Genomic DNA, 26,751 nt, shown 5'->3' on the forward strand with positions numbered 1-26,751 from the left:
AAAAGTTATTTATCAGTTTGGTGAATGAGATTGTGTTGTTAATGGTCTTATGGCAACAATACCACTCTAATTTTCTATTTCATTTTCCTTGATTAGAGGGGGAGAGGATGTATTGTCTTGATGGTTGATTGCTAGCAAGGTATTCTTTGGCGATAATATAACAAGGGTGTTTTCTACACAAGGACCTGTGTGTAAATGCGTGCATTAATGGTTTTTTCGATTTACTTCCTGTTTTTGATACCTAAGATAAATTTAATATCTGTAGGAGGCTTTAATGCCGGGTTGCGTATTGATGATGCTATTATAGCAATGTGGATGCTGGTTTTCCTGTTAATTGTTGTGGAAAAGAAAATAACATTCACGAGAAAGATTGATTTTACATATTACATGTTCCTTATGAATATGTTAATCGGAACTACTTTGTCATCAGTTATCTATCAGCAGGGAACCATTATTTTTCCATTTAGATTTCTTGAGTATTTTACGTTTTTTATAATGGGTGTGTATATAGCAAGAAAAGAAATAAACATTAGTACGTTGATGCAGAGCGTATTTTATATGAATGTTATCGTCGCACTCCTCCAGTTCTCTGGTGTCCTCGGGGGGTTTAGCGTTACAGGGTATCGTCCGAATGTTTCTGCACGCGTTATTGGTTTGACCAGTGGCCCTTGGGAACTGGGTGTTATATTGAATTTTATCACATGTTATTTATTTGCCAGTTCAGCCAGAGCTTATTATAAATACTTTGTATTTGTTCTCGGCTTGCTAGTGATTCTTCTATCTGGTTCAAGAATGTCATTCGTTGCGCAGGTAGTACTGTTGATAGTCTATATGTTCAATCATGCCAATGCTGTTAGTATTATCCGTCGGATTCTTATTGTGACGCCATTCGTTTTTTTGACTTTGATTTATTTTTCGGACTCCGTCGTTGCCGAACGATCTGAGAAATTGTTCAATGTAGATAATCTCACATCTTTACCAGACTATTATAGAAATACAGAGCTTGTGAGTGGAAACCCTGATTGGACAACGTCAGGAATGCTTGAAGGAAATGATGTGGATGCCAGTTGGGCTATACGATCCATAAAATGGATGTATGCATTAAAGTTATTTCTGTCAAATCCTATGTTTATATTTTTCGGGGTGGGTGCCGGGACGTTTGGGATCGCGCTTGATGGCGGGTGGCTGCGTTTGTTTACCGAGTGCGGTGTGGTCGGTGCTTTATTATTCATTTCATTCTTTCGACGATGTAAACGTAGCTCAAGGATGATACAGTATTGTTTTATCGTTTTCTCCATTAATATGATTATGATAGATGTTTACATGTCATATAAAATAATGGCGATGCTATTATTTTTGGCCGGCTATATGACGACGATAAATCGGTTAGGTCTTCCTTTTCCTGAGCCTAAAAGATTAAAGATAAGGAAAGATCAATGATGGTATAACCACGGAAAGGATAAGCTAAGCGGGGGAATGTATCGTCAGAATGGAAACCACCAGCATCGCTGGTGGTTTCCAGTGGTTAAGGCAGCGCTACGGCTTTGGCTTTCTGGCCGCGTTCAATAATGGTTTTACCCAGCTTAATGCCTGGTTTTTCCACAAAGCGATACAGCAACAGGCTGATGCCGTAGGTCACGGGCAGGATAATCGCGGCGGCGGCAGCAAACCTCACCGGGCCAGCCAGATCGGCAAATGCGCTGCCTGTGAGCAGGTGAGCGATAACCGGCAGCACGATCAGCAAATGCAGCAGATAGACCGAGTATGAGACATCGCCCAGGAATACGCTGAACTTATTGGTGAGCACCCAGCGCGGGAAGCGCAGGAGTTTGGCCATGGCGCTGTGCTCGGCACGGCTCCACAGGATGGTCGCCATCATTACAATCATACCAAGCTGTGCGGCATAGCGGAGCTTATTCATGCTGTCGTGTTGATACAGGCTGGCGACCGTGGCCAGCAGGGCCAACAGGATATAGCCGACGTTTTTGTTACGTACGCCGTTGGCGATCAGCATGCCGGCGATGAACAGATTCAGCTTTATCAATATCATCGATGGCATGGGGAACGCGGCGAAGTAATCGGGCCACAGCGTTCTGGCGCCGACGCAGAGTAAAACCACCGCGATGCAGGCCGGTGCGAAGCCGAAACGCATCACACCCAGCATAATGAACGGGAACAGGAAGTAGAACTGCATTTCCAGCCCGATGCTCCAGTCCGGCAATACGGTATTAAATGAATAGTAGGGCAGGAAGCCAAACAGGAAGCTGATGTGGGTAAAGAGGTTCATCAGCGAGCCGTCGCTGTAACGGCTGGTATTGGTCTGTGTGCCCGGATAGAAGTTGGCGATAGCGTCGCGCGCTTCACCGAAATAGCTGCCAAAGCCAATGGCGAACACCAGCAGCACATAATAGAGCGGGGCGATACGGAAGAAGCGGCGCAGCCAGAATTTCTTGAAGGTGCTGGCGGCGGTCCAGGGTTCTTTCTCTTTACGCTCCATGTAGTTCTTTGCCATCAGATAGCCTGACAGCAGGATAAACAGGTCAACGCCCATGGCTGGGTCGGACAGGATCGGGAAGTGAAAATCGACCAGGATGCAAATATGTCCCAGAACTACCCACAGGGAAGCCAACCCCCGTAGCCCTTCCAGTTCTTGTGACCACTTCTTAGCAGGCTGCATTGGCGGTAACCCTCAATTGATGCACATTGTCACTACAAAACGAATAATCGAATGACTATAGCATCTTGCTCAAATGTTACTTATTGGTAGTAATCTGATTATTAATAAGTAACCGGCAACGCGGTGGTGAATATCGCGTTGCCATGCCATCAATAAGTTTGCGGGCCGACGGAAGGTGCGCATTGTGCGTCGCTACAGTGAGAGACGGGCGGTCCTCCGTTATCCTCCGGCGGTGGCCCTTCTCCGGAAGAACAGGCCGCCAGCATCAGCAGCGCTAATAATAGCGGAATTGAACGTCTCATCAGACCTCCTTGCATAGGGCATTAGGGTTCACTTTAAAAGGTATAGCAGAGAAACCCTGGGCAGGAAGGGGAAAGGGGATATCTGAGTGAGCGGCAGGATGTGTAGTGTATCGCGGAGAAATAACGCGGGAGGCGTCGGAGGGGCGAAGATATCAGTCTGAACGCAGGGCGGCGAGTATGAAATTCACCCTTTTATCTAACGGCGCGCGGGGCAGTTCCAGCAGCCGGTAACCGTGTTGTTGATAGGTTGCACGCATTACCCGGTATGTCATCTCCGCCTCGGCAAAAGACTGCCTGCGCTCTGCGTCCTGTGCATAAATTTCACGCCACGGCGGGGTAATAAACACGCGCTCGGCATAGCGAAAGTGCGCTATCGCCTGCTCCAGGTGAGCAGGTACAGGAAGCTGGCAAAGCGTTAGGTAGCCCGCCACGTCAGGGATGCCACGGTCGAAAAAATATGGGGCGTCGGCATTGCCGGCGCTGTGCCATGCACGTATCTCCCGGCTCAGCATCAGTTCGGCAAACGCCTGGCGATCTTCCCAGGGCAACGCATTACCGCCACTGGCGACTTGTTCCTGAATAATGGCTCTGCCCGCCTCTATGCTGCACGCATAGCCACGACGGGTCAGGGCGTCAATCAGTGTGCTTTTGCCCGATCCCGGGCCACCGGTCAGAATAATTCTTTGATTAGTCATCTGTATTTCCTTGAGGGATAGGAGAACAATCGATCTGGCGGATTAATTATCAAAAAACGATCGGTTTGAATGATCGTTTTTAAACTGAATAGATACAAAACCCGGCTGTTTGCCGGGTGTGATAGGGGGAGTATTCAGGGGGGCTAGCAGGGGGAAGAAAACCGTCAATCCCTGTCTTTTTTGTCTGCAATCAGGGATGAAAGCCAGTAAAGCAACAGACCAACAGCGAAGACGATCACCGGAGCTACAATGCGCATGATCCCTTCATTAGCAAAAATCGCGATAAATATAGCGATAACCAGCGCGCTGATCACCAAGGCTCCAGATATTTCAGATAGAACCTTTCGAATGAGCCTAAAGATTTTCGATTTCACGTAAGAGTTGCTCCGACTTAGCTGGGTTTTTCCGCAATGTTTCACTGAGTTCAGTGATCGGCTTCAGTGGCTCTTCGAAAAGGAAGTACAGCATATCGTAGTCGTTGATAGCCAGCAGTTGCCATAGCTTGGGATTGCTCATCTGCAGTCTACGGGAGGCGCTACAAGCCCGGGAGATAAGCCCCTGGAGAACAACGCCGCCAAACATCGCGCCAGTGCCTAGCCTGGTGAATAGTTTTGCCGCAGCTCCCATCATTGCACCACTAACCACTTTTGACCCCAGATAACTTGATATGGCCAGCTGAAGTGTAAAGCGTGAACCTAACGTGGTGGCACCGCCAACCATCGTATCGTGGATTTTCCTTAAAGCGGGTTCAGGTAGGTGGGATAGGGCATCGTTGATGATGATTTTAGCGATTTTAGACAGTGTACTCCTGTCGCGGTATAGGTTCCGCAATGCCCGCTACACACGCTGATCATCGTTGAAATTTCTGCGCTGAACTCGAACACCTCCGTCCGCGAGGTTGAGATCCTGAAGGGTTCTCTCGACACCCAAATAGAAATCAACAGGGACGGAGATCAGTCCAGAGGCTATGGCTTGAGCTAGTGCTTTAGCATCCATCACTTTTCCTTGTAAATTGTCCTGCGCATAACATAGACAATAAAGCATAGGCATTCAATGATCACAGGTTAGGTATGCTGCTCATAATTGGTGGCGCGCTAAGCATGTTGGGGATCTGTTTCTACACCAGTTTTACACCACTGAAAATTAACGCATAAAAAAACCAACCGCAAAAGGTTGGTTTTTAAAGGAATGTTTGGTCGGCATGAGAGGATTCGAACCTCCGACCCCCGACACCCCATGACGGTGCGCTACCAGGCTGCGCTACATGCCGACGCGATGCAATCAGTCTACCTTTTCCCGATGGCAATGCAAGATATCTAACGCCCGATTGCTATAGTTTTAAGCAACTTAGTTAGCGATAAAGCGTTTTACATCGGTCAGAACCTGCAGCAGCAGGGCCAGCTGCGGTTTCTCATTTTTTATCTCACGATCGTTCTTATCGTATGAACGATAGTTGCCGTTATTATCCAGCACGATGGTCTGTTCCGGTGTGGTAATCACCAGCTGCTTGTTGTCACCGGTCGTCACCCAGTTATGACGGCGCTGGGCGGTAAACAGATCTTCACCCTGGGAATAGTCGTTGGCGGCGGTTTTTACGTGCAGCAGGCGTTGCATCAGGGTGCGCATCACGTCGTTGTGGCTGGTCATCTTATTGATGGTCTGCGCCGGTGTACCCGGCCAGTGAATCACCAATGGCACCTGCAGTTGCAGCGGGCTGAAGCTGCTGCCCGCGCCCCATTGATCCTTGCCGCTGTCATTAAACTCTACGCCGTGCTCGGCGGTGATGACCACCACGGTTTTCTCCAGCATGCCGCGGGCCTTCAGCGTGTTCAGCACTTGGGCGATTTGCGCATCGACATCCTGCGCGCCGCTGCGGTAGCGCTGCATAAAGTCATCAGGCGCCGTCGATGTTGCGTCCTGTACGTCGCCGCCGCGGAAGTTGAGGTACGAGAACCATGGCATAGCGCCGCCCTGAGCGGTCAGCCAGTGTTGCCACTGCTGCGTGGTGGCAGCATCGCTTTGTGCCTGCGGGGCGGGCAGCGAGAAGTCGGTCAGCAGCGCCTGACGATACAGCGGCGCTTTGAAGCCGTCTGAGGAGAACAGGCCGAACTGATACCCCTGCGCGCCAAGCGCGTTAATCAACGCCGAAGGTTTGCGCGAGGCCAGAATGCCGTCCAGATAGGTCGGAGAAATGCCGTAGAACAGCCCCATCAGGCCGGTGTCGGCACGATTGCCCGAACTGTAGTGATCGGTGAAGCGTACATTTTCCTGCGCGAAGCGGGTGAGGGCAGGCATATCCTGCGCCATATCCTGATTGCGGATGCCGTTCACCACAATCATCAGCAGGTTGTAGCCGCTGCCGTTATCACGGTAGCTCAAATCGTTAAGCGGATACTCGACCGTCGCCGCTTCCGGATCGCCCTGTTGCACCAGTCTTCGCTCAAATTCTTGCGGGTCAAGCAGACCATGCTTCTCCAGGAACTTGCGTGCGGTCATCGGGTATGACAACGGCAGGTTGGCGCGCTGCATGGTGATAGGGCGATAGAAATTGGCGTCCGCCCAGATATAAATCAGGTGCGAGGCAAAAAAGGAGACGATAAACAGCGCCGCCAGCGGCTTGCCGAAGCTGCGTCGGCTCAGGCTGCGCAGTTTCTGCCAGCACCAGGTGCCGAACAGCATCTCGATCAGGAAAATGACCGGCACGCAGATAAACATCAGCTGCCAGTCGCGCGCCAGCTCGCTCTGGTCAGGGTTGACCACCAGCTCCCACACCACCGGGTTGAGGTGCAGGTGGAAGCGGGTGAAGACCTCGCTGTCGACCAGCAGCAGCGTCAGTCCGGCGGTCGCCAGCGCGGCAGAGATAAAGCGTAACAGGCGTTGCGACATCACCACGAAGGTGAGCGGGAAGATGATCAGCAAATAGCTGGCGAACACGATAAAGCTGAAGTGCCCCAACACGCTGACCATGGCATAGACACGGCCGAGCAGCGAGGCCGGCCAGTCGGTGACAAACAGGTAGCGGCTGCCCAACCCAATGCTGAGCAGAATATTAAACAAGGCGAACCAGTGCCCCCAGCTGATCATCTGGGAGACTTTTTCACGATAACGCTGACGGTTTGTCACCATAAATTAAATATTAATGCGCTTTATCTTCATGAATTGAAGCCTGCAGGGCTTCAGCAAACGATTTTGCCAGCGTTTGCCGCTGTGCGGGAGAGACGCTGGTGTTAATCAAGTTGGTTACCATGTTACCCAATACCATCAAAGACAGATCGGTGGGAGTATGGTGTTTTTCCAGAACATTGACCAGCTCAGCGAGCAGTTGTTCAACGTGTTCGTCACTATAACGCGATGATTGTGGCATAAAAATTGAGCTCAAAACCTGACAAAGTCCCATATCTTACCGTATAGAGCCGTGATTTTCCGCTCTTTTATCAATTCAGTTTATCTTTCTGCCTGATGCAGCGGCGATGCGTTGCCGAACGTCATCTTTCGTATTGCAGCACCGGGCCTTCAGTGTTTGAATACGCGCTCAAAGAACGGGAGGATTTATCATGAGTCTGGATATTGACCAGATCGCTCTGCACCAGTTGGTAAAGCGCGACGAACAAACGCTGGATGTGGTGCTGCGCGATTCCCTGCTGCCGGCCAACGCGGCGGTGGAAGAGATGATGGCGGAGCTGCACCGCGTATACAGCGCCAAGAGCAAAGCTTATGGCCTGTTCAATGAAGAGAGCGAACTGGCGCAGGCGCTGCGTACTTGCCGCAGGGGCGACGAAGATTTCCTCGCCTTCAGCCGTGCGGCGACCGGTCGGCTGCGCGATGAGCTGGCCAAATATCCGTTTGCGGAAAGCAGCGTGGTGCTGTTTGGTCAGTACCGCTATCTGGCGGTGGAATATCTGCTGATTGCGGTGTTGAACAGCTGCAACAGCATGCGCGTTAATGAAGAGCTGGATATCAGCACCACGCATTATCTGGACATTAACCATGCCGATATCGTGGCGCGCGTCGATCTGACCGAATGGGAAACCAACCCGGAATCCACACGTTACCTGACCTTCCTGAAGGGGCGGGTGGGCCGAAAGGTCTCCGATTTCTTTATGGATTTTCTGGCGGCGTCGGAAGGGCTGGATACCAAAGCGCAAAACCGCGGTCTGCTGCAGGCGGTGGACGATTACTGCGCCGAGGGACAACTGGATAAAAATGAGCGTCAGAACGTGCGTCAGCAGGTGTACAGCTACTGTAACGAACAGCTGCAGGCGGGCGAGGAGATTGAGCTGCAGGCGCTGTCGGCGGAAATCGCGCCGGTGGGAGAAAAAGATTTCCTGCAGTTTTCCAGCGAGCAGGGTTATGAGCTGGAAGAGAGCTTCCCGGCCGATCGCGGTACGCTGCGCCAACTGACTAAATTTGCCGGCAGCGGCGGCGGCATCAGTATCAACTTTGACGCCATGCTGGTGGGCGAGCGTATATTCTGGGATGCAGCGACCGATACGCTGACCATTCGCGGCACGCCGCCGAACCTGCGCGACCAGCTGCAGCGTCGTCTGAACGGTGGGAAATAAGGCCGGATAACAGACAATAAAAAACGCCGCAATTGCGGCGTTTTTTACTTCGGCGTCCCGAAATACTAAAGCTCGATAACGTTGTGCGATTATGCGCGAACGAAGTCGATGTGAGCCAGTTTAGGCTTGAACGGGTGACGTTGCACTGCCTGAACTTTCACTTTAGTTTCTTTGCCGTCGATAACCAGCACGATAGCTTCATCGTAGAATTCTGGTTTAGCTTCCATGTTCTTTACAGAATCATGGTCCAGTTCGATAGCGATTGCAGCCTCTTCGCCACCGTAAATGATCGCTGGGAATTTGCTGGCTGCGCGCAGGCGGCGGCTCGCACCCTTACCCTGCTCTTTACGTACTTCTGCATTGATAGTGAACATTGTTTTTTCTCTTAAAAGAAAATGTACCCTGCTACAGGCGACCCAGTAACAGGTTCGATAATTCGACCCCACCCGGGCGGACCCAGGTAAAGCGGGCGGCATTTTAACGGAAAGGCGCCACCAGGGCAACGAAAACCTGCCCGCAGAGGCGGGCAGGGCGCGCGTCAGTACAGGGCGTCGGCACGGCGGAAGCGGCCCTGATAATCAAATACTTTTTCCCGGATTTGCCAGAACTGGCCGCGCTTGCGCGCCACCACAAAGTCGGGGTGGCGCAGCAGCGCCTGCTGATTAAGTACGTCGGCCGCCTGCTGCCAGTTGAACGGCACGCCGGGCGCCCGCTGGTGCGGCCGCAGAAACAGCATCTCAAAGGCTTTGCGCTGCGCCGGCGTCTGCAGCCTGAAACGCTCGCTGGCGCTGGCGCCGTCCTCATCATAGTAGGTGGCTTTCAGCCATTCGCCTTTATCGTCGCGGCCGCTGTTCAGTTCCATGCCGCCGCAGCGCAGCACTAGCGCGTCTTTCAGCTTAAGCGCGGCCTTGAGCATATCGTCGGGATCCACCAGCACCTCCTGGCACTGATGGCAGCGGCGGGCGGCGATATCATTTTCCGCGCCGCAGTGCGGGCAGCTTTTAAAGCGGAAGCGGTAGTCGCACTGTTCGCGGTTGCCGTCGTCATCCTCCAGCCAGCCCTGACAGCGGCGGCCGTAGTGTTCGATAATCTCGCCGCTTTCGGTGCATTTGCCCCAGAACAGGTTGGCAAAGCCGCAGCCGGGGCAAAAGACCTGCACCGGCTGGCTGTCGCCGTGCGGCTTGCGTACACCCACCTCCGGGGTGAACAGATCGTGCGGGTTGCCGGCGTAATCGAGGATCAGACAATCTTCCTTGTCCGGTGCCAGCCGCAGGCCGCGGCCGACGATCTGCTGGTACAGGCTGACGGATTCGGTCGGGCGCAAAATAGCGATCAAATCCACATGCGGCGCGTCAAAGCCGGTGGTCAGCACTGCGACGTTGACCAGATAGCGCAACTGCTGTTGTTTGAACGCCTCGATCAGCGCGTCGCGCTCTGCCGGCGGCGTTTCTGCACTGACCAGCGCCGCTTCGCCCGCCGGCAGCAGGCCGTGGATTTCACGCGCGTGTTCAACGGTGGAGGCAAAAATCATCACCCCTTTGCGCGTTTCGGCGTATTCCACGATCTGGCTGATGATATGCGGCGTAATGCGATCCTGGCGTTTCAGCTCGCGGTTCAGATCCGTCTCGCTGAATAAACCGTTGCTGTTGGCCTGCAGACGGCTGAAGTCATACTGCACAATCGGCATATCGAGCCGCTCCGGCGGCACCAGATAGCCGTTTTTAATCATATAGCGCAGCGGCAGCTCGTAAATGCAGTCGCGGAACAGGCTGCTGCCGTCGCCGCGGGTAAAGCCGTGGTAGTGGTATTGATAAATCCAGCCTTTGCCCAGCCGGTAGGGTGTTGCGGTCAGCCCCAATAGGCGCAGCTGCGGATTACGCTGCTGCAAATGCGTGATGATCTGTTGATACTGGCTGTCGTCGTTGTCGCTGATGCGGTGACATTCGTCGATAATCAGCAGGGAAAACGCGCCGTCAAACAGCGGCAGGTTGCGCGCGACGGACTGTACGCTGCCGAACACCACCTTGCCGCCGCTCTGCTTTTGCTGCAGTCCGGCGGCGAAAATATCCGCCTCCAGCCCGTAGGCGCAGTATTTGGCGTGGTTTTGCGCCACCAGCTCTTTGACGTGCGCCAGCACCAGTACCCGGCCGCGCGCCCGTTTCGCCAGTTCGGCGATCACCAGGCTTTTGCCGGCGCCGGTCGGCAAGACAATCAGCGCCGGTTCCGGGCGTTGGCGGAAATGGCTGATGGTGGCGTCGACCGCTTCCAGCTGATAGGGGCGTAGGGTAAATGCCATGTTGTAACGTCTCTGGCCGCAAAAAAATTGCGCTTATAGTACCGTTTGCCGGCATGGGTTGCGACCTGCAACAAAATTGCCCTGTTACGGCAACCTTTCCGTGGCTATAATCAGCGGACAGCAATCGCTGTTTCCCCACGCGATGTTACTGATTCACCCTCTTCGAACCGGCTATTGCACCTGGTGCAAGGGCGGGACGTCATATTTTTTAGCAATACGATCGAAGCGATCTGACAACGACAGGCAAAGCAGACTCAATGCGACTGGACAAGTTTTTATCTCAGCAGTTAGGTATCAGCCGTGCGCTGGTGGCGCGTGAACTCCGTGCGAAACGCGTCACGGTTGACGGCGAAATAGTCAAAGGCGGGGCGCTGAAGCTGACCCCGGAGATGACGGTGACGTTTGACGGCAACGTGCTGGAGCAAATGAACGGCCCGCGCTATTTCATGCTTAACAAACCGCAGGGCTACGTGTGCTCCACCGACGACCCGGACCATCCGACGGTGCTGTATTTCCTCGACGAGCCGGTCGCCTACAAACTGCATGCCGCAGGGCGACTGGATATTGATACCACCGGGCTGGTGTTGATGACCGATGACGGCCAGTGGTCGCACCGCATCACCTCGCCGCGCCACCATTGTGAGAAAACCTACCTGGTGACGCTGGAGCAGCCGCTGGCGGCGGACACCGCGCAGCGTTTTACCGAAGGGGTGCAGCTGCATAATGAAAAAGATCTGACCCGTCCGGCACAGTTGGAACAGCTGGAGGAATGTCTGGTGCGGCTGACCATCAGCGAAGGGCGCTATCACCAGGTTAAACGCATGTTTGCCGCTGTGGGCAACCGGGTGGTGGAACTGCATCGCGAGCGGATCGGCGCGATTACGCTGGATGAGGGTCTGGCGCCGGGCGAATACCGCCCGCTGACGGAAGAAGAGATTGCCAGCGTGGGCGCGCCACACTTGCAGCAAAACTAATGATAAGCACGGCTGATTAAGGAGTCGTTGAAGGTGCAACATAACCGGACATCTCATCTCGGTTTGATTTTTATTCTGGGTCTGCTTTCCATGTTGATGCCGCTGGCTATCGATATGTATTTGCCCAGCATGCCGGTGATCGCCCAGGAGTTCGGCGTTGCATCCGGCAGCGTGCAGATGACGCTCAGCGCCTATATGCTCGGCTTTGCCGTCGGCCAGCTGTTCTACGGGCCGATGTCGGACAGCATCGGGCGTAAGCCGGTGATTCTGTGGGGAACGCTGATTTTTGCCCTGGCCGGCTGCGCCTGCGCGATGGCGCAGTCGGTGGAGCAGCTGATTAACCTGCGCTTTTTGCACGGGCTGTCGGCGGCGGCGGCCAGCGTGGTGATCAACGCCCTGATGCGCGATATGTTCACCAAGGATGAATTCTCGCGCATGATGTCCTTCGTGATCCTGGTGATGACCATCGCGCCGCTGCTGGCGCCGATGATCGGCGGGGCGCTGCTGCTGTGGTTCAACTGGCACGCTATTTTCTGGACCATGGGCGCCGCGGCGCTGATCGGCTCGCTGCTGGTGGCGCTGTTTATCAAGGAAACCTTGCCCAGAGAGCGGCGGCAAAAGTTTCACCTGCGTACCACGCTGGGGAATTTCGGCTCGCTGTTTCGCCACCGGCGGGTGCTGAGCTATATGCTGGCCAGCGCCTTCTCCTTTGCCGGCATGTTTTCGTTCCTCAGCGCCGGCCCGTTTGTGTATATCGAGCTGAACCATGTGTCGCCGCAGCATTTTGGCTACTATTTCGCGCTGAATATCGTGTTCCTGTTCCTGACCACCTTGGTGAACAGCCGTAATGTGCGGCGCGTCGGCGCGGTGAAGATGTTCCGGCTGGGGCTGAGCGTGCAACTGACCATGGGGCTTTGGCTGCTGGTGGTCAGCGCCGCCGGGCTGGGGTTCTGGGCGCTGGTGATCGGCGTGGCGGTCTATCTGGGCTGTATCGCCATGATCTCTTCCAATGCGATGGCGGTGATTCTTGATGATTTTCCGCATATGGCGGGCACGGCTTCTTCGCTGGCCGGTACGCTGCGCTTTAGCATCGGTGCGCTGGTCGGCGCGCTGTTATCACTGCTGCCGGGTAAAAGCGCCTGGCCGATGGTGTCGTCAATGGCGTTGTGCAGCATCATCGCCATGTTGCTGTATCTCTACGCCAGCCGGCCGCGCGCCGGCGCGTCATCCTCCTCCCGCAGATAACTGCAGCGGGAACCGGTATTTCGGTTCCCGCTGTTGCCAGCCCTTTCGCTATCACCATGATCTTCCTCATCAGGCAATGTTTAATTTGTTGCTAAATATAAGCATGCTAACTGATAACCCGTTCGGTCCATCGTGGAACTTTGTTAAAAAGCGCTTTCCCGCCGGTCAGGATGCTGGTGTGATAAATCGGCCGGAGCAGGCTGACGGTAGGCAGACGGCTTGTCCTTCTGCGGCTTTATTAATCATGATGTTAGCAATAGTGGGCCCTGGCGCGGCGGCGGCGGGATGTTTAATTGATGTAAAATTATGGCGAAGTAAAGGTAATCGCAATGCAATAAAAAAGAGTTGAGATTGTGAGCGGAAAGGGTTACATATAACGCAAAAATGCGAGCTGAGTCGCAAAATAAGCCAAGAGGCACGCCCGTCAAGGGTAAAAACAGCGACAAATCAGCATATGCCGATTTCTGTTAATGGTTTGTGACAAAATATACCGATGAAAGCGGGCAATTCGCAGCAGAGTCAGTATTGAACGGCTATAACTTAGTTACTCGGCGATGTAAAAAAAATGTTTCAACTTTTCTAACTAGGGATTACATGTGGATAGTATCCAACTTTCGGTAGTGCATCGCTTGCCGCAAAGTTACCGTTGGCTATCGGGGTTCACCGGCGTTAAGGTTGAACCGCTGCCGTTGAACGGTATCGACGAAGATAACAACCTGATTGGCCTGAAACTGCTCAGCCACGATGGCAATGAAGCCTGGCGCGTGATGCAACAGCTTAAACTTTCCCTGCAGGAGATTCAGGTCGACTGCGCCGTGGTGGAGTGGGAAGGGGAGCCTTGCCTGTTTGTGCACAGCCGGGATGAGAGCGCCACCATATGCCGTCTGAAAAACGTCGGTGCGGCGATCGCCGAAGCGATGAGCGCGCAGTACCCTTTCTGACCCCCCGCTGATTCTTCCGTCGCCGTTGCCCGTAGCGGTGGCGGCAGGCTGATACCACACCGCCTGACGCGCCCTGTTCACACCTCTCCTTCGTATTTTCCACACGCCGCCAATCAGTGCTGAGCCGGCAGGCGCGCGGCTTTATTCACGTCAAACCACCAGTCATCCAGGCCGATGTCGTTGCTCGGGCGGATTGCCGGGTAGGAGAACTTATCCCAGAAGGCGTAGCGAACGTGGCTGGAGTACCACATCGGCAGCATATAGCGGTTCCAGGTCAGCACCCGATCCAGCGCGCGGCCGAGCGTCAGCAGCGCTTGTGGATTATTCTGGTTTTTGACGATCTGCGCGATCAATGCATCGACCGCCGGATCGCTGACGCCAGAGGCGTTATAGCCGGCGTCGAGCTTGCCACTGCCCCAATAGAACGATAAATCGGCGCTGGGGTATGCCATCGCCGGATAAACGATCGCGACCATGGCGTAATCGCGCTTGCGCAGGCGTTGGGCGTACTGAGCAGTATTGACCTCACGCAGTTGCATAGTAATACCCAGCCGCTGCAGGCTGCGTTGGAACGGCTGTACGTATTGGAAGGCGCTGTTGTCGGGCAGCAGCAGCTCGAAGGTCAGCGGCTGGCCGGTTTTGACGTTAACCAGACGCTGGTTTCTGACTGCCCAGCCGGCCTCTTTCAGCCGCCGGGCGGCGTTGAGCAGGTTTTGCCGGTCGTTGCCGCTGCCGTCCGAGCGTGGCGGCTGATAAATGCTGGTGAATACCTCCGGCGGCACCTGGCCCTTTAGCGGCGCCAGCAGCGCCAGTTCCTCCGCGTTCGGGTAGCCCTTGGCGGCGTATGGCGTGTTCTGGAAATAGCTGTCGGTGCGCTGGTAAGCATTGTCGTAGAGCGTTTTGTTCATCCAGTCGAAGTCGAAGGCCAGCGTAATGGCCTCCCGCACCCGGCGGTCGTTGAAGGGCGGCCGCGTGATATTGAACGCCAGCCAGCGTGCGTTTTTCGCCGCCAGACTGACGTCGTTGTGTTTGACGATATAGCCGCGGGTGACATTGTCGCCCTGATACTGGCTCACCCAGTTTTTGGGTGAGCTTTCGGGGCGGAAATCATAGGCGCCGGCCTTGAAGGCTTCCAGCGCCGCCTGCTCGTTCGGATAGTACTCGTAGCGGATAGTATCGAAATTGAAGCGTCCGCGGTTGACCGGCAGGCCGGCGGCCCAGTAATTGCGCACGCGCTGATAGGTAATAGAGTGGCCGATACGATAGTCGCTGATTTTATACGGCCCGCTGCCGAGCGGCGGCGTGCTGAGCGGTTCGCTGAGCTTATGGTTTTGCCAGAAGCTCTGCGGCAGTACTTTCAGGCCGAGCAGGCTGAGCATCTGCACGCGATTCGGTCTGGACTGTTCAATGCGCACCGTCAGGCGGGAGATCGCTTTGACGGTAATGCCCCGGTAATAAGCCCGGAACTGCGGTACGCCTTCGCGCATAAACTTATTGAAGCTGAACGCCACGTCGGCGGCGGTAATCGGGCTGCCGTCCTGGAAGCGGGCGAGGGCGTTGATGTTCAACTCCATCCAGCGCATATCCTGCGGATAACGCGCCGATTCGGCAATCAGCGGGTAGTAGCTTGCCGGTTCGTCATCCGAGGTGGCGAACAGCGGGTCGTACAGTTCGCCGGTGCGCTGGCCCGGTACGCCGCGGCTGGCATAGCGGTTGAAGTTGTCATAGCTGCCGATGGCCGCCAGCCGGATATCGCCGCCCTTGGGGGCTGCCGGATTGACGTAGTCATAATGGCTGAAATCGTTGGAGTATTTTGGATCGCCGAGCAGCGCGAATGCGTAGCTCTCATTAAGCTGTTCGGCGTGCGACCCTAAACTTAGTGCGGACAGCACCAGAACGGCAAAAACGCGCATGGACATTTTTACGGTAGGCTCCTGCAGTATCCATCGGGTGCCCGGCGTACCTGCCTGGTAACGGCGGCAGAGGCGCCGGGCGTAAAAACCTAAGGACCGGTGGTTTCGCCGGTCAGGCAATTATAGACTGAGTTTGCCTGGCAAAAATCAACAAAGTCATCAATTTTCAACGGCTTGCTGAAATAGTACCCCTGCATGAAACTGACCCCCCGCTGCTGCAGGAAGTTGACCTGTTCGGTGGTTTCCACCCCTTCGGCCACCGTACGCATCTTCAGTTTATCCGCCAGCGTCAACACCGCATCCAGCACCGGCGCGGTGACGGTGTCCCGACCGATGGTATTGACGAATCCGCGGTCAATTTTCAGGTAGTCCATACTAAAGCGTTGCAGATAGATCAGCGCGCTGTGGCCGGTGCCGAAATCGTCAATCGCGATTTCGATCCCCTGGCGGTGTAGCCAGTCAAACTCTTGCTGTGCGCAGTCTTCCTCCACCATATCACGCTCGGTGATTTCGAATACCAGCGTAAGATCGTGCTGCGGCAACTGGGTTAATAGCTCCAGCACATCCTGATGGAAGCTCGGAGCGCGCAGATGCGAAGGCGCGATATTCATCCCCAGTTTGGCGCCCGGCGGCAGCGCCTGGGCCAGCTTGGCGGCATCGTCGGCAATCAGTTTGAACAGGTGGCGCGTCAGCGGCACGATCAGGTTTTCGCTTTCGGCATAGGGAATAAACAGATCCGGCGGGATGCGGCCCTCTGTCGGGTGTTGCCAGCGCAGTAGCGCCTCCAGACCGGAAACGGCATTGCTGGCGGTATGGAATACCGGCTGATATTCCATGAAGAATTCATTGCGCTTCATGCCGCGTATCAGCGCACGTTCGGGACTCTGCCGCAGCAGCATGGCGTAGTAGCACAGCACGCCGATCAATAAAGACAGCACCAGTCCGGCCAGCAGCGTCAGGCGAATATCGTTGCCGGTGAGTTTCTGATTATAGAACAGCAGCGCCAGCGGGTAGCCGGGGATCGACAACCGGTTGGCCTGATAGGGCGGCAGACGGTCCAGCGGGATCAGGTCGGCTGAAAAGGTGGTTAAGGCCTGGGTGCCCATAATCACGGCCACGCCGGAGTTTTTCGTGCCGGGCGTGCTGAGCAGATAGGGCAGCATATGAATATCCAGCGTGGCCAGAACGCCGTCGGCGTTGCTGCCGGGGGTACGCAGCCAGACCATCACTGCCGACCGGTACGGGATCATCGGCGTGCCCGCCTGTAGTTTCATATCCAGCGGCTGATGCCAGTTAATTTCCGGCGAAATGGATTTCAGTGTGCTCTGCATATCGCCGGTGGCGGATGAACAATAAACGATGCCGTTTTTGACCAGCAGAAAAGTGCGCACGTCCGGCGTGAACGCGGCGCGGTAACCAATATCCGGCAGGGCCGCCTGGCAGTTTTCCTGCGCTAGCGGCAGTATATTGCGCATCACGCCGGTCAGGGTATTTAAATAATTAACGGCGAACCGTTGCGTGCGCTGTGCCAGGTCGTGATGAAATTGCGCACGCTGGTGATAGATCAGGGACAGCGTTACCGAGCTGAAAAGGATAAAAAAGACCAGAGCCACCATACAACTTTTAACCAGACTACGCCGACGATGTGATATATGGCGGGTAAATGCCTTTTTTAACCCCATGAGCCAGCCCCCTGAGCACGGCGTAATAGTTTGTTCTGCTTTTACTATATCTTATTCGCGCCGCTTTGAGCACCAAGGAGTGGGGCGCCGCGTGGTTTATTTATTCGCATTGTAAATAACGCATCACCACCTCCACCGTCATTTGTCGGTAGTGGGCTAATTTTTCTTCCGCCGTGCGGTTGCCTTCAAATAAGGTATCGAACGTATATTGGTTGGCGGCATGGTGAAAACACAGCGCGCTGATAATACGGTGCACATCACGTGCATTCATTTTAGGGGAAAATAATCCCTGTTGTTTGCCCCGCTGTAAAATATCCTCCAGCGTTTGCAGTGCGCTGATATTGAGTAATTTCAGTTTTTCCGACTGGCGGGCGTACTGACCGCGCTGCATGTTTTCCAGGCTGACCAGGCGGATAAACGCCGGATGGGCGATGTGATAGTCGAAGTTGGCCTCAATCAGGCGCTGCATGGCGGCCTGCGGCGGCAGCGTTGCCAGATTGAGCGCCATCTCATCCTGGCGGATATGCGCATAGGCGTATTCCAGCACGGCGATATACAGCGACTCTTTATTTTTGAAGTGATATACCACCATGCGCTTGGTGGTGTCCGCCTGTTCGGCAATGCGCTCCAGGCGCGCACCCTTCAGGCCAGCCTCGGAGAACTCCGTCAGCGCACTGGCGAAAATACGTTGCTTCAGCCCTTCGGGGTCATTTTTGCGGGTGTTTTTTGCGGATGTTTCGCGAGGTGTACTCAAAATAGGCTCCGTAAAGTATGCCGTCGCGGCGGGCTATTGCTGGCGTCGTGGGCGGGAGGTCAGCCGCCACTGTAAAATCCGGCGGACGAAAGTGCAAATTTCACCGCGGCGGCCGGAATAAAAACGCCGCCCGGAGGGCGGCGTTACAGCGTTCAGTTTGGTATTCAGGACTTCTTTCAGGTCAGCTGTTGTTGGTCAACACCCGCCGCGCTTCGTGATAGCGCTTGTTCCAGTAAACGTTGGACAGTTTGGAAATCATCACGCCATTGCTGGTCGACGCATGAACGAACTGATCGTTGCCCAGATAGATGCCGACATGGCGGCCGGTGGAACCGGAGCGGAACAGTACCAGGTCGCCCGGACGCAGCTTGCTGCGCTGCACTCTCTTGCCCATATCTTCCTGCTGATAGGTTGAGCGCGGCAGATCCATGCCGAACTGCTCGCGGAAGGTGCGTTGCACAAAGGCGGAGCAGTCGATGCCGCGTTTGCTTTCGCCGCCCAGGCGGTAGCGAACGCCTTTCCAGTCGGCATACTGGTCCAGAATTTTTGACTTGATGTCAACATTACGCACCATGGCCTCGAATTCATCCTGAGAGGCTTGCAGTAAAAGACCGTCTTTGTCATTAACTGCACGCATCTCAGTTTGCGCGCTATCCGGATTGGCCGTGTGAGTCGAACTACATGCGGAGAGCAGGACCGCTGCCGCCATTGCGGGTACCAACCGCAACATGTATCTCAGAAAAGGTTGAGATTTGACCATTGTTCTTGAATTCCCTTGAAGTCCTTAACGACGAATGTCGCCACCTGAAAAATGCCAAACTGAACGAGGCCGAATTGCACTTCGGTTTATCTGCCATCGGCAAACGGCAAAAAAATGTGCTGTAACGCACACTTTTCACGGTTTTAATACCGAAAAGTGATAAAACAGGCGCAAACGTTAAAGAGATTACCGGAAGATATAGGGGATTGCGAGCCTTTTTCTCTCACTTTTTTATGTGAGTTTGCGATGTAACATAATGTAAAACTTCAGGTAAAAAAAACAAACCCTGTTTAGGCGATTTTGGCGAGCAACGGCGGGGTGAAATAAGGCCGGAAGCGGGGACAACGATGCGGACGATTTGAGGGGTATTTCCCCCGCAGCGGATGCCTGGCGGGGGAAGATAACGTTGACTTATGACCGGCCCGGGCGGTGTTTGCCGGGCAACAGGCGATTTAACCCATCAATCAGGGCGTCGCAGGCCGGCGTCATCAGCCACCAGCTGGCGCCGACCAACACCACGGACAGCGAGCCGACCGCAATATCGGTAAACCAGTGCGCGCCGATCATCACCCGCGGCAGCGAAAACACCACGGCGATCGCCAGGGCGACCATAAAGGCCCATGCGCTAAAGTAACGCAGCATAAAGCAGGCGAAAATAATCAGCATCATGCCGTGATCGCCGGGGAAGCTGTCGCTGGAGGCATCTTTGGTCGGAATGCCGGTCAGTTCGCTGACGCGATTGATATTATCAAAGGTCAGGGTCGGGCTGGGGTGTTTCACCGGCAGCAGGTGCCCTAACTGGTTCAGCACCACCGCAGTCAACAGCATCACCACGCCGGTCACCAGCAAACGGCGGCGGCCGCTGGCGTCCTGTTTCAGATAAAAATGGAGGTACAGCAGCCCCATGGCGATCAGTGAAATGCCGTCAAAGGCGCGGTTATTGGTAATGGCGACCAGATGCAAAAACGTTGGGTCGCTGGCCAGATGCTGGTTAAAGAAGAAGAAAATGGCCGAATCCAGGTTAAACCACAGCCCGTGGTTGGCAGGCAAATACCAGGACAAAAATAAGACGATGCCCAGGATATTAAGGAGCAGAATACGGGGAAGATTGCGGCGCGTCATGAAATAACCTGTGTCGATAGTCAGAAAACGATGATAACGGTAAAGCCGTCAGCCTAAACGAATCTTAAACAAAGCCGATTGCAGCGCATTCCAGTCAGCATCTTCACTGTGAATCAACTCAATGCGGCTATCCAACGGCGGCGTGGGGCGGGTTTCAATACTCAGATCCTGCCCCTGACGGTTGATGACCAGCGTGCCTTCAGCGATGCGCACTACGCCTTTGGCGCGGTCAACCGGCGCCAGTCGGATCCACTCCATCATGCCGATGGTGTCAAACTCGGTATCGCCGTCAAAAATCCAGCCGCAGGCGGTGTAGCCTTGCCCCTGGTTCAGCGCCCGGCGCCAGCGCGCGTTGGACGGCAGACGCAATGCGGCCAGCCCCTGCTTCGCGGCGTGCGCATGGTGATGTTGTCCATCGGGTAATTCCGCGTGGTTGGTGCGCGGCAGGTCGAGCAGCGCGACGTCCATCTGCCCGCGCTCAATCTGGTATACCGGCCGGCCGGCGGCGGCGTTTTCCTGCCAGCTTTGCAGCGCGTCGCGGTCGGCATCCTGCCAGACGTCGCGTTTGTTCGCCATAATCAGGTCGGCGGCTGCCAGCTGATCGCGGAAGTTTTCATTATCACGGTAGCGCGTTTCCCGTAGCTGGCGGGCGTCCAGCAGACAAACCGTGGCGCGCAGATCGATCCAGCCGCCGTAGGTTTCCTGCGTCAGCAGCGACAGGATCTGCTTCGGGTGGCCGAGCCCGGTGGGTTCAATCAGCAGCCGATCGGGTTTGGCCTGCTGCAGCAACATGTTCAGCCCGACCTGCATCGGCAGTCCGTTGACACAGCACATACAGCCACCGGGGATCTCTTTCAGCACGGCGCCGGAATCGGCCAGCAGCGCACCATCAATCCCGATTTCGCCAAACTCATTGACCAACACCGCCCAGCGTTCATTTTCCGGCTTGTTCGCCAACAGGTGACGGATAGTGGTGGTTTTGCCGCTGCCGAGGAAGCCGGTGATCAGGTTGGTTTTCGTCATAAATAGATTCCTGATGTTAATTTATTTAACGGTACAATTATTGAGCATTATTGATGGGATTATGGGTAACTATCCCGGACACGTGTGCTGAGTCACAAATCTTGCAGATAAAAATGCGCCTTTCTGGTTTCAAAATCCATCTTGCGATACAAGAAATTTCCTAGGAAAAATCACTACCATTAATATGGGATTTGTTGTTATTAGCTTGTTTTTACGCTGTTAATTGAGTAAATACCCAACAAACATTGCGCCTTTTCTTGAGATTATTCTTATGAATATCTCCTATGTTTAAATTGGCTTAATAAAAATATGAGGTGGCCATGAATACCCATAGGTTTATCACTGTCGCAGGTGCATTGTGTTTATGGATGATGGCCGGCCATGCCGGCGCGCTCGGCGGCACCGTCCATTTTATTGGCGCAGTGGTGGAAGGCCCTTGCGAGCTGAATATTACGGCAACGGGGGTGCGAATGGAATGTTATCGCAACGGACATAACTATCAAAGCCAGCATACTTTGCCGAACGTCGAGACGACGCATAAAGAATTGCCGCAGCATTTAGGCACGACGGAGATTCGCTGGCTGGACCAGCAACACCAGCTCGCCGTGATGACGGTGGACTATCGTTAAAGCCCGGCCATGCCGGGAGCAATTGCCCGGCATGGCCGAGGGTGCTTATTCCCCTTTACTGACCCATTCCTGTACCGTCTGGCGCGCGCCGCAATCGCGCAGCGACAGATAGGCCTGCGTCACCGCTGCGACAAACGCCGGGTCCTTCGGCAACGCCTCGCCAAAAATGGCATTTAACGCCAGCAGTTGCTGCACCCGTTGCTCGTCGTCCGGCGTGCTGCTGACTACCTGTTGCAGGGCGTTCAGCATCGGGTCGCGAATATCTATCGGCTGCCCGGCGTCGTCAACGCCGCTGACGTAGCGCATCCATCCCGCGACGCCCAGCGCCAGACCGGCATAATCGCCGCCGTGCGCCAGGTGCCAGCGCACGGAATCCAGCATACGCTGCGGCAGCTTTTGCGAGCCGTCCATGGCGATTTGCCAGGTACGGTGCTGCAGCGCCGGGTTACTGTAACGTTCGATCAACTGGTCGGCATAGGCGGCGAGATCGATGCCGCTGACGCTGAGCGTCGGCGCCTGTTCTGCCAGCATCAGCCGGCGAGCGGCCTGGCGGTAGCCGGCGTCCGTCATGCAGTCATTGATGTGCTGGTAACCGGCAAGATAGCCGAGGTAGGCAAGGAAGGAGTGGCTGCCGTTCAGCATACGCAGTTTCATCTGCTCGAACGGCAGGACGTCATCCACCAGCTGCGCGCCGGCGACCTCCCACTCGGGGCGGCCGGCGACGAAATTGTCTTCCACCACCCACTGAATAAACGGCTCGCAGGCGATGGCGCACTCATCCTGGACGCCGCCCAGCGCGGTTGCAATTTCATCCAGCGTTTCCGGCGTGGCCGCCGGCACGATGCGATCGACCATGGTGCTGGGGAAGGTGACCTGCTCCGCGATCCATTCCGCCAGGTCGGCATCGCGCGCCTGCGCCAGATCGATCACCGCATGGCGCACGACGCGGCCGTTTTCCGGAATATTATCGCAGGACAATACGGTAAACGGCGACAGGCCGCGCTGACGGCGCAGGCGCAGGGCTTCAACCAGCAGTCCCGGCACGCTGTTCGGCTGGCCGGGGTTGGCCAGATCGTCGCGGATCGCCTGATGCTGTAGATCCAGTCGTCCGCTGCCGGGTTCGATGCAGTAGCCTTTTTCGGTGATGGTCATGGACACGATCGCCACCTGCGGTTCGGCGAGTTTTTCCAGCACCGCCTCCACGCCTTCCAGTTTACGGTGGACGCTTTCATGCACCGCGCCGATGACGATCGCCTGATTACCGGCAGCGCCTTTTTCCAGCACCGTATAACGGTGATCCTGCCGGCGCAGCGTTTCAAACAGCTTGTCGCCGCTGAACTGGCTGATTTCACACAGCCCCCAGTCGCCGCCCTGACGGTTAAGCACTCGGTCGGTCAGTAATGCCTGATGAGCGCGGTGAAATGCGCCAAAGCCGATATGCACGATGCGGCTGCGCAGGGCGCTGCGGTCGTAACTCGGCTGTTGGACATCGGCGGGAAGCGGCTGGTTGGCGATCGTGTTCATGCAAAGCTCCGTAGCAAAGTAAAAGGCTGGCCGGCAGCGCTAAAGCTATCAGACCAGTTGGCCGTGCGTTATTGTTGAAGCAGCGTGCGGACGGCACTGCATCCAGAGTGCCATAGCCGCCGCTGCAACGTTAGTCATTACGCCGCTGTCATGGCAAATAAACTGGGAAGCGTGAGATGGATCAATCAAACGAAGTTTGCATTTTGACAGCCGGCTACGAAAGAGTAAGTTAAAGATGAATGACATCTATCGCAAGTTGGTATAACAACATTCTCTAAAATATGCGATCTGCCTCACCACCGGCGATCGGCAAGCGCAATAAGGATACGGTATGGAACAAACGTGGCGTTGGTACGGGCCGAATGACCCGGTTTCTCTGGATGATGTGCGTCAGGCGGGCGCCAGCGGCGTGGTGACGGCGTTGCACCATATTGCCAACGGGGAGGTGTGGCCGGTCGACGAGATCAAGGCGCGCCAAGCGCTGTTAGCGGAGAAGGGGCTGGTCTGGTCGGTGGTGGAAAGTATCCCGGTGCATGAGGATATTAAAACCCAGCGCGGCGATGCTGCACGCTACATTGCCAACTACCAGCAGTCGCTGCGTAATCTGGCGGCCTGCGGTATCGATACCGTGTGCTACAACTTTATGCCGATCCTTGACTGGACGCGCACCGATCTGGCGTATCAATTGCCGGACGGCTCCAAGGCGCTGCGTTTCGATCAGATCGCTTTTGCCGCCTTCGATCTGCATATTCTGCAGCGCGCCGGCGCGGAGCAGGATTACAGCGCCGAGGAACAGACGCAGGCGCAGGCGTATTTCGCCGCGATGAGCGAGGCGGACATCGCCAAACTGACCGGTAATATTATCGCCGGTTTACCGGGGGCGGAGGAGGGCTACACGCTTGAGCAGTTCCGCGCGCGTCTGGCCGAGTATGACGGTATTGATAAGGCGCAGCTGCGGCAGAATATGGCCGTCTTTCTGCAGGCGATCGTGCCGGTGGCGGAAGAGGTGGGCATTCGTCTGGCGGTGCACCCGGACGATCCGCCGCGTCCGATCCTCGGCCTGCCGCGCATCGTCTCCACCATTGAGGATATGCAGTGGCTGAAAGCGTGCGTCGACAGCCTCCATAACGGCTTCACCATGTGCACCGGCTCTTACGGCGTGCGCGCCGATAACGATCTGGTCAAGATGATTGAAATCTTCGGCGATCGCATTCACTTCACCCACCTGCGCGCTACCTGCCGCGAAGAGAACCCGAAAACCTTCCACGAGGGCGCGCACCTGCAGGGGGATGTCGATATGGTGGCGGTGATTGAGGCGATCCTGAGCGAAGAGCAGCGCCGGCTGCGCGCCGGCGACCGCCGGCCGATTCCGATGCGTCCGGACCACGGCCATCAGATGCTGGATGATTTGCGTAAGAAAACCAATCCCGGCTATTCGGCCATTGGTCGTCTGAAAGGGCTGGCGGAAATTCGCGGCGTGGAGCTGGCGCTCAAACGGCGTTTTTTTCCTGAACTACTGTAGAGAACTCATGAGCTGAAGTGTTAAATAAGCGTTATCGGCGCAGCCACTTTCCGCATGGACAGCGCGCAAGACCCGGAGCGTACTTGAAGTACGTGAGGAGTCTGAGCACTGCCCTAGCGGAAAGTGGCAAGTAAGATAGCTTATTTTAGTCGGCACGGCTCATGTAGCGCCGCTCGGCGATATGAATTCTGATCTTATCGCCGTTGCTCAGGTACTCCGGCACATGGATCACCAGGCCGGTGGCCATGGTCGCCGGTTTGTTGCGTGCGCTGGCGGAAGCGCCCTTGATGCCCGGTGCGGTGTCGACGATTTCCATATCCACGGTCTGCGGCAGTTCCAGCGCCAGCACCTGGCCGTCCAGCGTCAGTACCTGCATCCCCGGCAGGCCGCCTTCCGGAATAAACAACAGTTCGTCTTCGATCTGCTCTTTCTTGAAGATATACGGCGTGTAATCTTCTTCGTCCATAAACACGTACTCTTCACCGTCGATGTAGGAGAAGGTTACTTTACGGCGCGACAGCGAGATGGTGTCGAGGATATCGTCGCCTTTGAAGCGTTCTTCCACCTTCAGTCCGGTACGCACGTCGGAGAAGCGCATTTTGTACAGCGTGCTGGCGCCGCGGGCGCTCGGGCTCTGTACGTCGATATCTTTCACCAGCAGCAATTTACCGTTGTGGTTGATCGCCATGCCGCGTTTAATTTCGTTAGCTCTTGCCATAAAAATAAACCTGTTTGTGAGGAGTCTTGGGAAGTTGCGACAAGTTACTCGCGCCGCGGCCTGCAGGCAAGTATCGCGCGCTAAAATAAACGGTGAAAAGGCGGGGCGGCTTGCCGTCCCGCCGGCAGGGTTATTTAAATTCAGGCAGCATGCCCAGCAGCGCCAGACAGTGTGCGACGGCGTTAATCAGGCCGAAAAGAATAATAAAGGCAATCATGCCGCGGCCGCCGGGCGCACGATAGTCTGACTGCGCGAAACGGCGGCGGCTGGCGCGCGCCATCAGCGCCGGCACGATCACCGCCCACACCGTCGCCGCCAGGCCGGCAAAGCCGATGGCGTACAGGAAACCGTTCGGGAACAGCAGGGCCGCCAGCGTTGGCGGCGCGAAGGTCACCAGCGCGCTTTTGGCCCGTCCGCAGCCGTCATCGCTGAATTTGAAAAAGTCGGCAATATAGTCAAACAGGCCGAGCGATACGCCGAGGAATGAACTGGCCAGCGCCATATAGGAGAACACGTTCAGCAGTTGGCTGACGATCTGGCTGCTACTGTTGCCCATCTGCTTCAGCAGGCTGCCGATATTGCCGCCTTCGGCGATCACCTGTTTAAAGGCGTCGCGCGCGATATTGCCCTGAATCACGTACTGCCACAGGATGTAAATCGCCAGTGCCAGCAGCGTGCCGTACACCAGGCTGCGCACCACCGCGCGACTGTCTTTATGGTAATACTTCACCAGCCCCGGCACGTTGCCGTGATAGCCGAACGACGTCAGCAGATAGGGCAGCGCGGCCAGCGCATACGGCATGTAGCTGGCGTCGCTGTTATGCAGATCGAACAGCACCGCCGGCTGCACCTGAGTGAACATATTGCCGACCGACAGCGCGAAGGTAATCACCATGCCGCCGATAAGAATGGTGCTGAGCCGGTCGACGGCGCGCGTCGACAGCCAGACGATAAACGCCACCAGCACGGCAAACACCAGGCCGGCGCCGGTCTGGCCCACGCCGACGCTGTTCTCCAGCGTATGGGCGATAATCGAGCCGCCGGCGGAAATATAGGCGTAGGTCAGAATATACAGCACGAAGGCGATCGACAGGCCGTTGATGCCGCTCCAGACGTTGCCGAGCAGATCTTTGACCACGGTATGGAAGCTGGCGCCGGCCGGGTAGTGCAGCGTGGCTTCCAGGATCATCAGGCCGGAAATCAGCATACAGGCCCAGGTATAAATCAGTAGCGCGACCGAACCGCTGAACCATACGCCGGAAGTTACAATAGGAATGGAGAACATACCGGCGCCGACGGCGGTGCCGGCAATGATCATGGCGCCGCCAAGTACTGAGGGGCGGGAAATTTTCTGGATACTGTCCGCAGACATACTGGCTCCTGGTGTGGCCGTTTAGCGCATTGGTTCTTTT

25 protein-coding genes and 1 tRNA gene are annotated in these 26,751 nt (G+C 55.6%); 7 read left to right on the top strand and 19 right to left on the bottom strand.

Features of this window, described 5'->3' with window-relative positions:
• The first annotated feature begins 195 nt into the window (after positions 1–195).
• Positions 196–1,440 carry an O-antigen ligase family protein gene (locus tag FO014_RS18150; protein WP_160030525.1) on the top strand — a complete coding sequence of 415 codons (1,245 nt, stop codon included), beginning with the start codon at positions 196–198 and terminating at the stop codon, positions 1,438–1,440.
• Positions 1,441–1,525: 85 nt separating this feature from the next.
• Here the strand turns inward: FO014_RS18150 and FO014_RS18155 are convergent, their stop codons facing one another.
• The 8 genes from FO014_RS18155 to FO014_RS18190 all read right to left on the bottom strand — a co-directional run bounded on the left by FO014_RS18155 (position 1,526) and on the right by FO014_RS18190 (position 7,038).
• Positions 1,526–2,677, bottom strand: a complete 1,152-nt coding sequence (locus FO014_RS18155) for an acyltransferase family protein (protein WP_160030526.1) — start codon at positions 2,675–2,677, stop codon at positions 1,526–1,528.
• A gap of 149 nt (positions 2,678–2,826) precedes the next feature.
• A complete protein-coding gene (locus tag FO014_RS24300) occupies positions 2,827–2,994 on the bottom strand; it encodes a lipoprotein (protein WP_425500750.1) in 168 nt (55 codons plus the stop codon).
• Positions 2,995–3,131: 137 nt separating this feature from the next.
• The gene (locus tag FO014_RS18165) at positions 3,132–3,674 is read right to left on the bottom strand and encodes an AAA family ATPase (protein WP_160030528.1); all 543 of its coding nucleotides are present in this window, start codon (positions 3,672–3,674) and stop codon (positions 3,132–3,134) included.
• A gap of 164 nt (positions 3,675–3,838) precedes the next feature.
• The gene (locus FO014_RS18170) at positions 3,839–4,048 is read right to left on the bottom strand and encodes a hypothetical protein (protein ID WP_160030529.1); all 210 of its coding nucleotides are present in this window, start codon (positions 4,046–4,048) and stop codon (positions 3,839–3,841) included.
• Positions 4,029–4,394 (bottom strand): hypothetical protein, encoded by a 366-nt coding sequence (locus FO014_RS24015; RefSeq protein WP_246167986.1) that lies wholly within the window; start codon positions 4,392–4,394, stop codon positions 4,029–4,031. Before FO014_RS24015 ends, FO014_RS18170 begins: the two co-directional genes overlap by 20 nt.
• A 473-nt stretch (positions 4,395–4,867) precedes the next feature.
• Positions 4,868–4,944: transfer RNA gene (locus FO014_RS18180), tRNA-Pro, on the bottom strand.
• A 77-nt stretch (positions 4,945–5,021) separates the two neighbouring features.
• Positions 5,022–6,800: an LPS biosynthesis-modulating metalloenzyme YejM gene (yejM, locus tag FO014_RS18185; protein WP_160030530.1), complete on the bottom strand. Its 1,779-nt coding sequence runs from the start codon at positions 6,798–6,800 to the stop codon at positions 5,022–5,024.
• A 10-nt stretch (positions 6,801–6,810) separates the two neighbouring features.
• Complete coding sequence (locus tag FO014_RS18190) at positions 6,811–7,038, bottom strand: YejL family protein (RefSeq protein ID WP_105231871.1); 228 nt, start codon at positions 7,036–7,038, stop codon at positions 6,811–6,813.
• Between the two features lie 190 nt (positions 7,039–7,228).
• On the opposite strand from FO014_RS18190, the gene yejK reads away from it, so the two are divergent.
• Positions 7,229–8,236, top strand: coding sequence for a nucleoid-associated protein YejK (yejK, locus tag FO014_RS18195; RefSeq protein WP_160030531.1), 1,008 nt, complete (start codon positions 7,229–7,231; stop codon positions 8,234–8,236).
• An 89-nt stretch (positions 8,237–8,325) separates the two neighbouring features.
• Here the strand turns inward: yejK and rplY are convergent, their stop codons facing one another.
• Positions 8,326–8,610: a 50S ribosomal protein L25 gene (gene rplY / locus FO014_RS18200; RefSeq protein WP_105231870.1), complete on the bottom strand. Its 285-nt coding sequence runs from the start codon at positions 8,608–8,610 to the stop codon at positions 8,326–8,328.
• 164 nt (positions 8,611–8,774) lie between these two features.
• Positions 8,775–10,532, bottom strand: coding sequence for a DNA repair helicase RadD (gene radD / locus FO014_RS18205; protein ID WP_160030532.1), 1,758 nt, complete (start codon positions 10,530–10,532; stop codon positions 8,775–8,777).
• Between the two features lie 257 nt (positions 10,533–10,789).
• Between radD and rsuA the strand changes: the two genes are divergently transcribed.
• From rsuA to FO014_RS18220, 3 genes are all read left to right on the top strand, one after another.
• Positions 10,790–11,506 carry a 16S rRNA pseudouridine(516) synthase RsuA gene (gene rsuA, locus FO014_RS18210; protein WP_160030533.1) on the top strand — a complete coding sequence of 239 codons (717 nt, stop codon included), beginning with the start codon at positions 10,790–10,792 and terminating at the stop codon, positions 11,504–11,506.
• Between the two features lie 33 nt (positions 11,507–11,539).
• Positions 11,540–12,751, top strand: coding sequence for a Bcr/CflA family multidrug efflux MFS transporter (locus FO014_RS18215; RefSeq protein ID WP_160030534.1), 1,212 nt, complete (start codon positions 11,540–11,542; stop codon positions 12,749–12,751).
• Between the two features lie 596 nt (positions 12,752–13,347).
• Positions 13,348–13,692: a YejG family protein gene (locus FO014_RS18220; protein WP_160030535.1), complete on the top strand. Its 345-nt coding sequence runs from the start codon at positions 13,348–13,350 to the stop codon at positions 13,690–13,692.
• Positions 13,693–13,805: 113 nt separating this feature from the next.
• On the opposite strand, the gene FO014_RS18225 is transcribed toward FO014_RS18220, so the two are convergent.
• From FO014_RS18225 to FO014_RS18250, 6 genes are all read right to left on the bottom strand, one after another.
• Positions 13,806–15,611: an extracellular solute-binding protein gene (locus FO014_RS18225; protein ID WP_160030536.1), complete on the bottom strand. Its 1,806-nt coding sequence runs from the start codon at positions 15,609–15,611 to the stop codon at positions 13,806–13,808.
• An 83-nt stretch (positions 15,612–15,694) separates the two neighbouring features.
• Positions 15,695–17,287 (bottom strand): cyclic di-GMP phosphodiesterase, encoded by a 1,593-nt coding sequence (locus FO014_RS18230; RefSeq protein ID WP_160030537.1) that lies wholly within the window; start codon positions 17,285–17,287, stop codon positions 15,695–15,697.
• A gap of 100 nt (positions 17,288–17,387) precedes the next feature.
• On the bottom strand, positions 17,388–18,041 hold the full coding sequence (locus FO014_RS18235; RefSeq protein ID WP_160030538.1) for a TetR/AcrR family transcriptional regulator: 654 nt from the start codon (positions 18,039–18,041) through the stop codon (positions 17,388–17,390).
• A gap of 181 nt (positions 18,042–18,222) precedes the next feature.
• Positions 18,223–18,801, bottom strand: coding sequence for a bifunctional murein DD-endopeptidase/murein LD-carboxypeptidase (gene mepS / locus FO014_RS18240; RefSeq protein ID WP_105231863.1), 579 nt, complete (start codon positions 18,799–18,801; stop codon positions 18,223–18,225).
• A gap of 411 nt (positions 18,802–19,212) precedes the next feature.
• Positions 19,213–19,923, bottom strand: a complete 711-nt coding sequence (locus FO014_RS18245) for a phosphatase PAP2 family protein (protein WP_160030539.1) — start codon at positions 19,921–19,923, stop codon at positions 19,213–19,215.
• Between the two features lie 48 nt (positions 19,924–19,971).
• Positions 19,972–20,946, bottom strand: a complete 975-nt coding sequence (locus FO014_RS18250) for a CobW family GTP-binding protein (protein ID WP_160030540.1) — start codon at positions 20,944–20,946, stop codon at positions 19,972–19,974.
• Between the two features lie 320 nt (positions 20,947–21,266).
• On the opposite strand from FO014_RS18250, the gene FO014_RS18255 reads away from it, so the two are divergent.
• Positions 21,267–21,575, top strand: coding sequence for a type 1 fimbrial protein (locus FO014_RS18255; RefSeq protein ID WP_160030541.1), 309 nt, complete (start codon positions 21,267–21,269; stop codon positions 21,573–21,575).
• A gap of 45 nt (positions 21,576–21,620) precedes the next feature.
• Here FO014_RS18255 and FO014_RS18260 read toward each other — a convergent pair whose 3' ends face one another.
• The gene (locus FO014_RS18260; RefSeq protein WP_160030542.1) at positions 21,621–23,099 is read right to left on the bottom strand and encodes a mannitol dehydrogenase family protein; all 1,479 of its coding nucleotides are present in this window, start codon (positions 23,097–23,099) and stop codon (positions 21,621–21,623) included.
• Positions 23,100–23,430: 331 nt separating this feature from the next.
• Between FO014_RS18260 and uxuA the strand changes: the two genes are divergently transcribed.
• Positions 23,431–24,621 (top strand): mannonate dehydratase, encoded by a 1,191-nt coding sequence (gene uxuA, locus FO014_RS18265; protein ID WP_160030543.1) that lies wholly within the window; start codon positions 23,431–23,433, stop codon positions 24,619–24,621.
• A gap of 145 nt (positions 24,622–24,766) precedes the next feature.
• Here uxuA and yeiP read toward each other — a convergent pair whose 3' ends face one another.
• Together yeiP and mtr are read right to left on the bottom strand one after the other, a co-directional pair.
• Positions 24,767–25,339, bottom strand: a complete 573-nt coding sequence (gene yeiP / locus FO014_RS18270) for an elongation factor P-like protein YeiP (RefSeq protein ID WP_105231857.1) — start codon at positions 25,337–25,339, stop codon at positions 24,767–24,769.
• A gap of 130 nt (positions 25,340–25,469) precedes the next feature.
• Positions 25,470–26,711, bottom strand: a complete 1,242-nt coding sequence (gene mtr / locus FO014_RS18275) for a tryptophan permease (protein ID WP_160030544.1) — start codon at positions 26,709–26,711, stop codon at positions 25,470–25,472.
• Between the last annotated feature and the right edge of the window lie 40 nt (positions 26,712–26,751).

This window comes from Serratia rhizosphaerae, assembly GCF_009817885.1.
GTDB lineage: Bacteria > Pseudomonadota > Gammaproteobacteria > Enterobacterales > Enterobacteriaceae > Serratia_B > Serratia_B rhizosphaerae.

What these genes read in the sequence shown, in the direction of transcription:
- FO014_RS18150 (WP_160030525.1), top strand. Translation starts at nt 196, where the DNA reads ATGCGTGCATTAATGGTTTTTTCGATTTACTTCCTGTTTTTGATACCT.
- FO014_RS18155 (WP_160030526.1), bottom strand. Translation starts at nt 2,677, where the DNA reads ATGCAGCCTGCTAAGAAGTGGTCACAAGAACTGGAAGGGCTACGGGGG.
- FO014_RS24300 (WP_425500750.1), bottom strand. Translation starts at nt 2,994, where the DNA reads ATGCAAGGAGGTCTGATGAGACGTTCAATTCCGCTATTATTAGCGCTG.
- FO014_RS18165 (WP_160030528.1), bottom strand. Translation starts at nt 3,674, where the DNA reads ATGACTAATCAAAGAATTATTCTGACCGGTGGCCCGGGATCGGGCAAA.
- FO014_RS24015 (WP_246167986.1), bottom strand. Translation starts at nt 4,394, where the DNA reads ATGGTTGGCGGTGCCACCACGTTAGGTTCACGCTTTACACTTCAGCTG.
- yejM (WP_160030530.1), bottom strand. Translation starts at nt 6,800, where the DNA reads ATGGTGACAAACCGTCAGCGTTATCGTGAAAAAGTCTCCCAGATGATC.
- FO014_RS18190 (WP_105231871.1), bottom strand. Translation starts at nt 7,038, where the DNA reads ATGCCACAATCATCGCGTTATAGTGACGAACACGTTGAACAACTGCTC.
- yejK (WP_160030531.1), top strand. Translation starts at nt 7,229, where the DNA reads ATGAGTCTGGATATTGACCAGATCGCTCTGCACCAGTTGGTAAAGCGC.
- rplY (WP_105231870.1), bottom strand. Translation starts at nt 8,610, where the DNA reads ATGTTCACTATCAATGCAGAAGTACGTAAAGAGCAGGGTAAGGGTGCG.
- radD (WP_160030532.1), bottom strand. Translation starts at nt 10,532, where the DNA reads ATGGCATTTACCCTACGCCCCTATCAGCTGGAAGCGGTCGACGCCACC.
- rsuA (WP_160030533.1), top strand. Translation starts at nt 10,790, where the DNA reads ATGCGACTGGACAAGTTTTTATCTCAGCAGTTAGGTATCAGCCGTGCG.
- FO014_RS18225 (WP_160030536.1), bottom strand. Translation starts at nt 15,611, where the DNA reads ATGTCCATGCGCGTTTTTGCCGTTCTGGTGCTGTCCGCACTAAGTTTA.
- FO014_RS18230 (WP_160030537.1), bottom strand. Translation starts at nt 17,287, where the DNA reads ATGGGGTTAAAAAAGGCATTTACCCGCCATATATCACATCGTCGGCGT.
- mepS (WP_105231863.1), bottom strand. Translation starts at nt 18,801, where the DNA reads ATGGTCAAATCTCAACCTTTTCTGAGATACATGTTGCGGTTGGTACCC.
- FO014_RS18245 (WP_160030539.1), bottom strand. Translation starts at nt 19,923, where the DNA reads ATGACGCGCCGCAATCTTCCCCGTATTCTGCTCCTTAATATCCTGGGC.
- FO014_RS18250 (WP_160030540.1), bottom strand. Translation starts at nt 20,946, where the DNA reads ATGACGAAAACCAACCTGATCACCGGCTTCCTCGGCAGCGGCAAAACC.
- FO014_RS18255 (WP_160030541.1), top strand. Translation starts at nt 21,267, where the DNA reads ATGAATACCCATAGGTTTATCACTGTCGCAGGTGCATTGTGTTTATGG.
- FO014_RS18260 (WP_160030542.1), bottom strand. Translation starts at nt 23,099, where the DNA reads ATGAACACGATCGCCAACCAGCCGCTTCCCGCCGATGTCCAACAGCCG.
- uxuA (WP_160030543.1), top strand. Translation starts at nt 23,431, where the DNA reads ATGGAACAAACGTGGCGTTGGTACGGGCCGAATGACCCGGTTTCTCTG.
- yeiP (WP_105231857.1), bottom strand. Translation starts at nt 25,339, where the DNA reads ATGGCAAGAGCTAACGAAATTAAACGCGGCATGGCGATCAACCACAAC.
- mtr (WP_160030544.1), bottom strand. Translation starts at nt 26,711, where the DNA reads ATGTCTGCGGACAGTATCCAGAAAATTTCCCGCCCCTCAGTACTTGGC.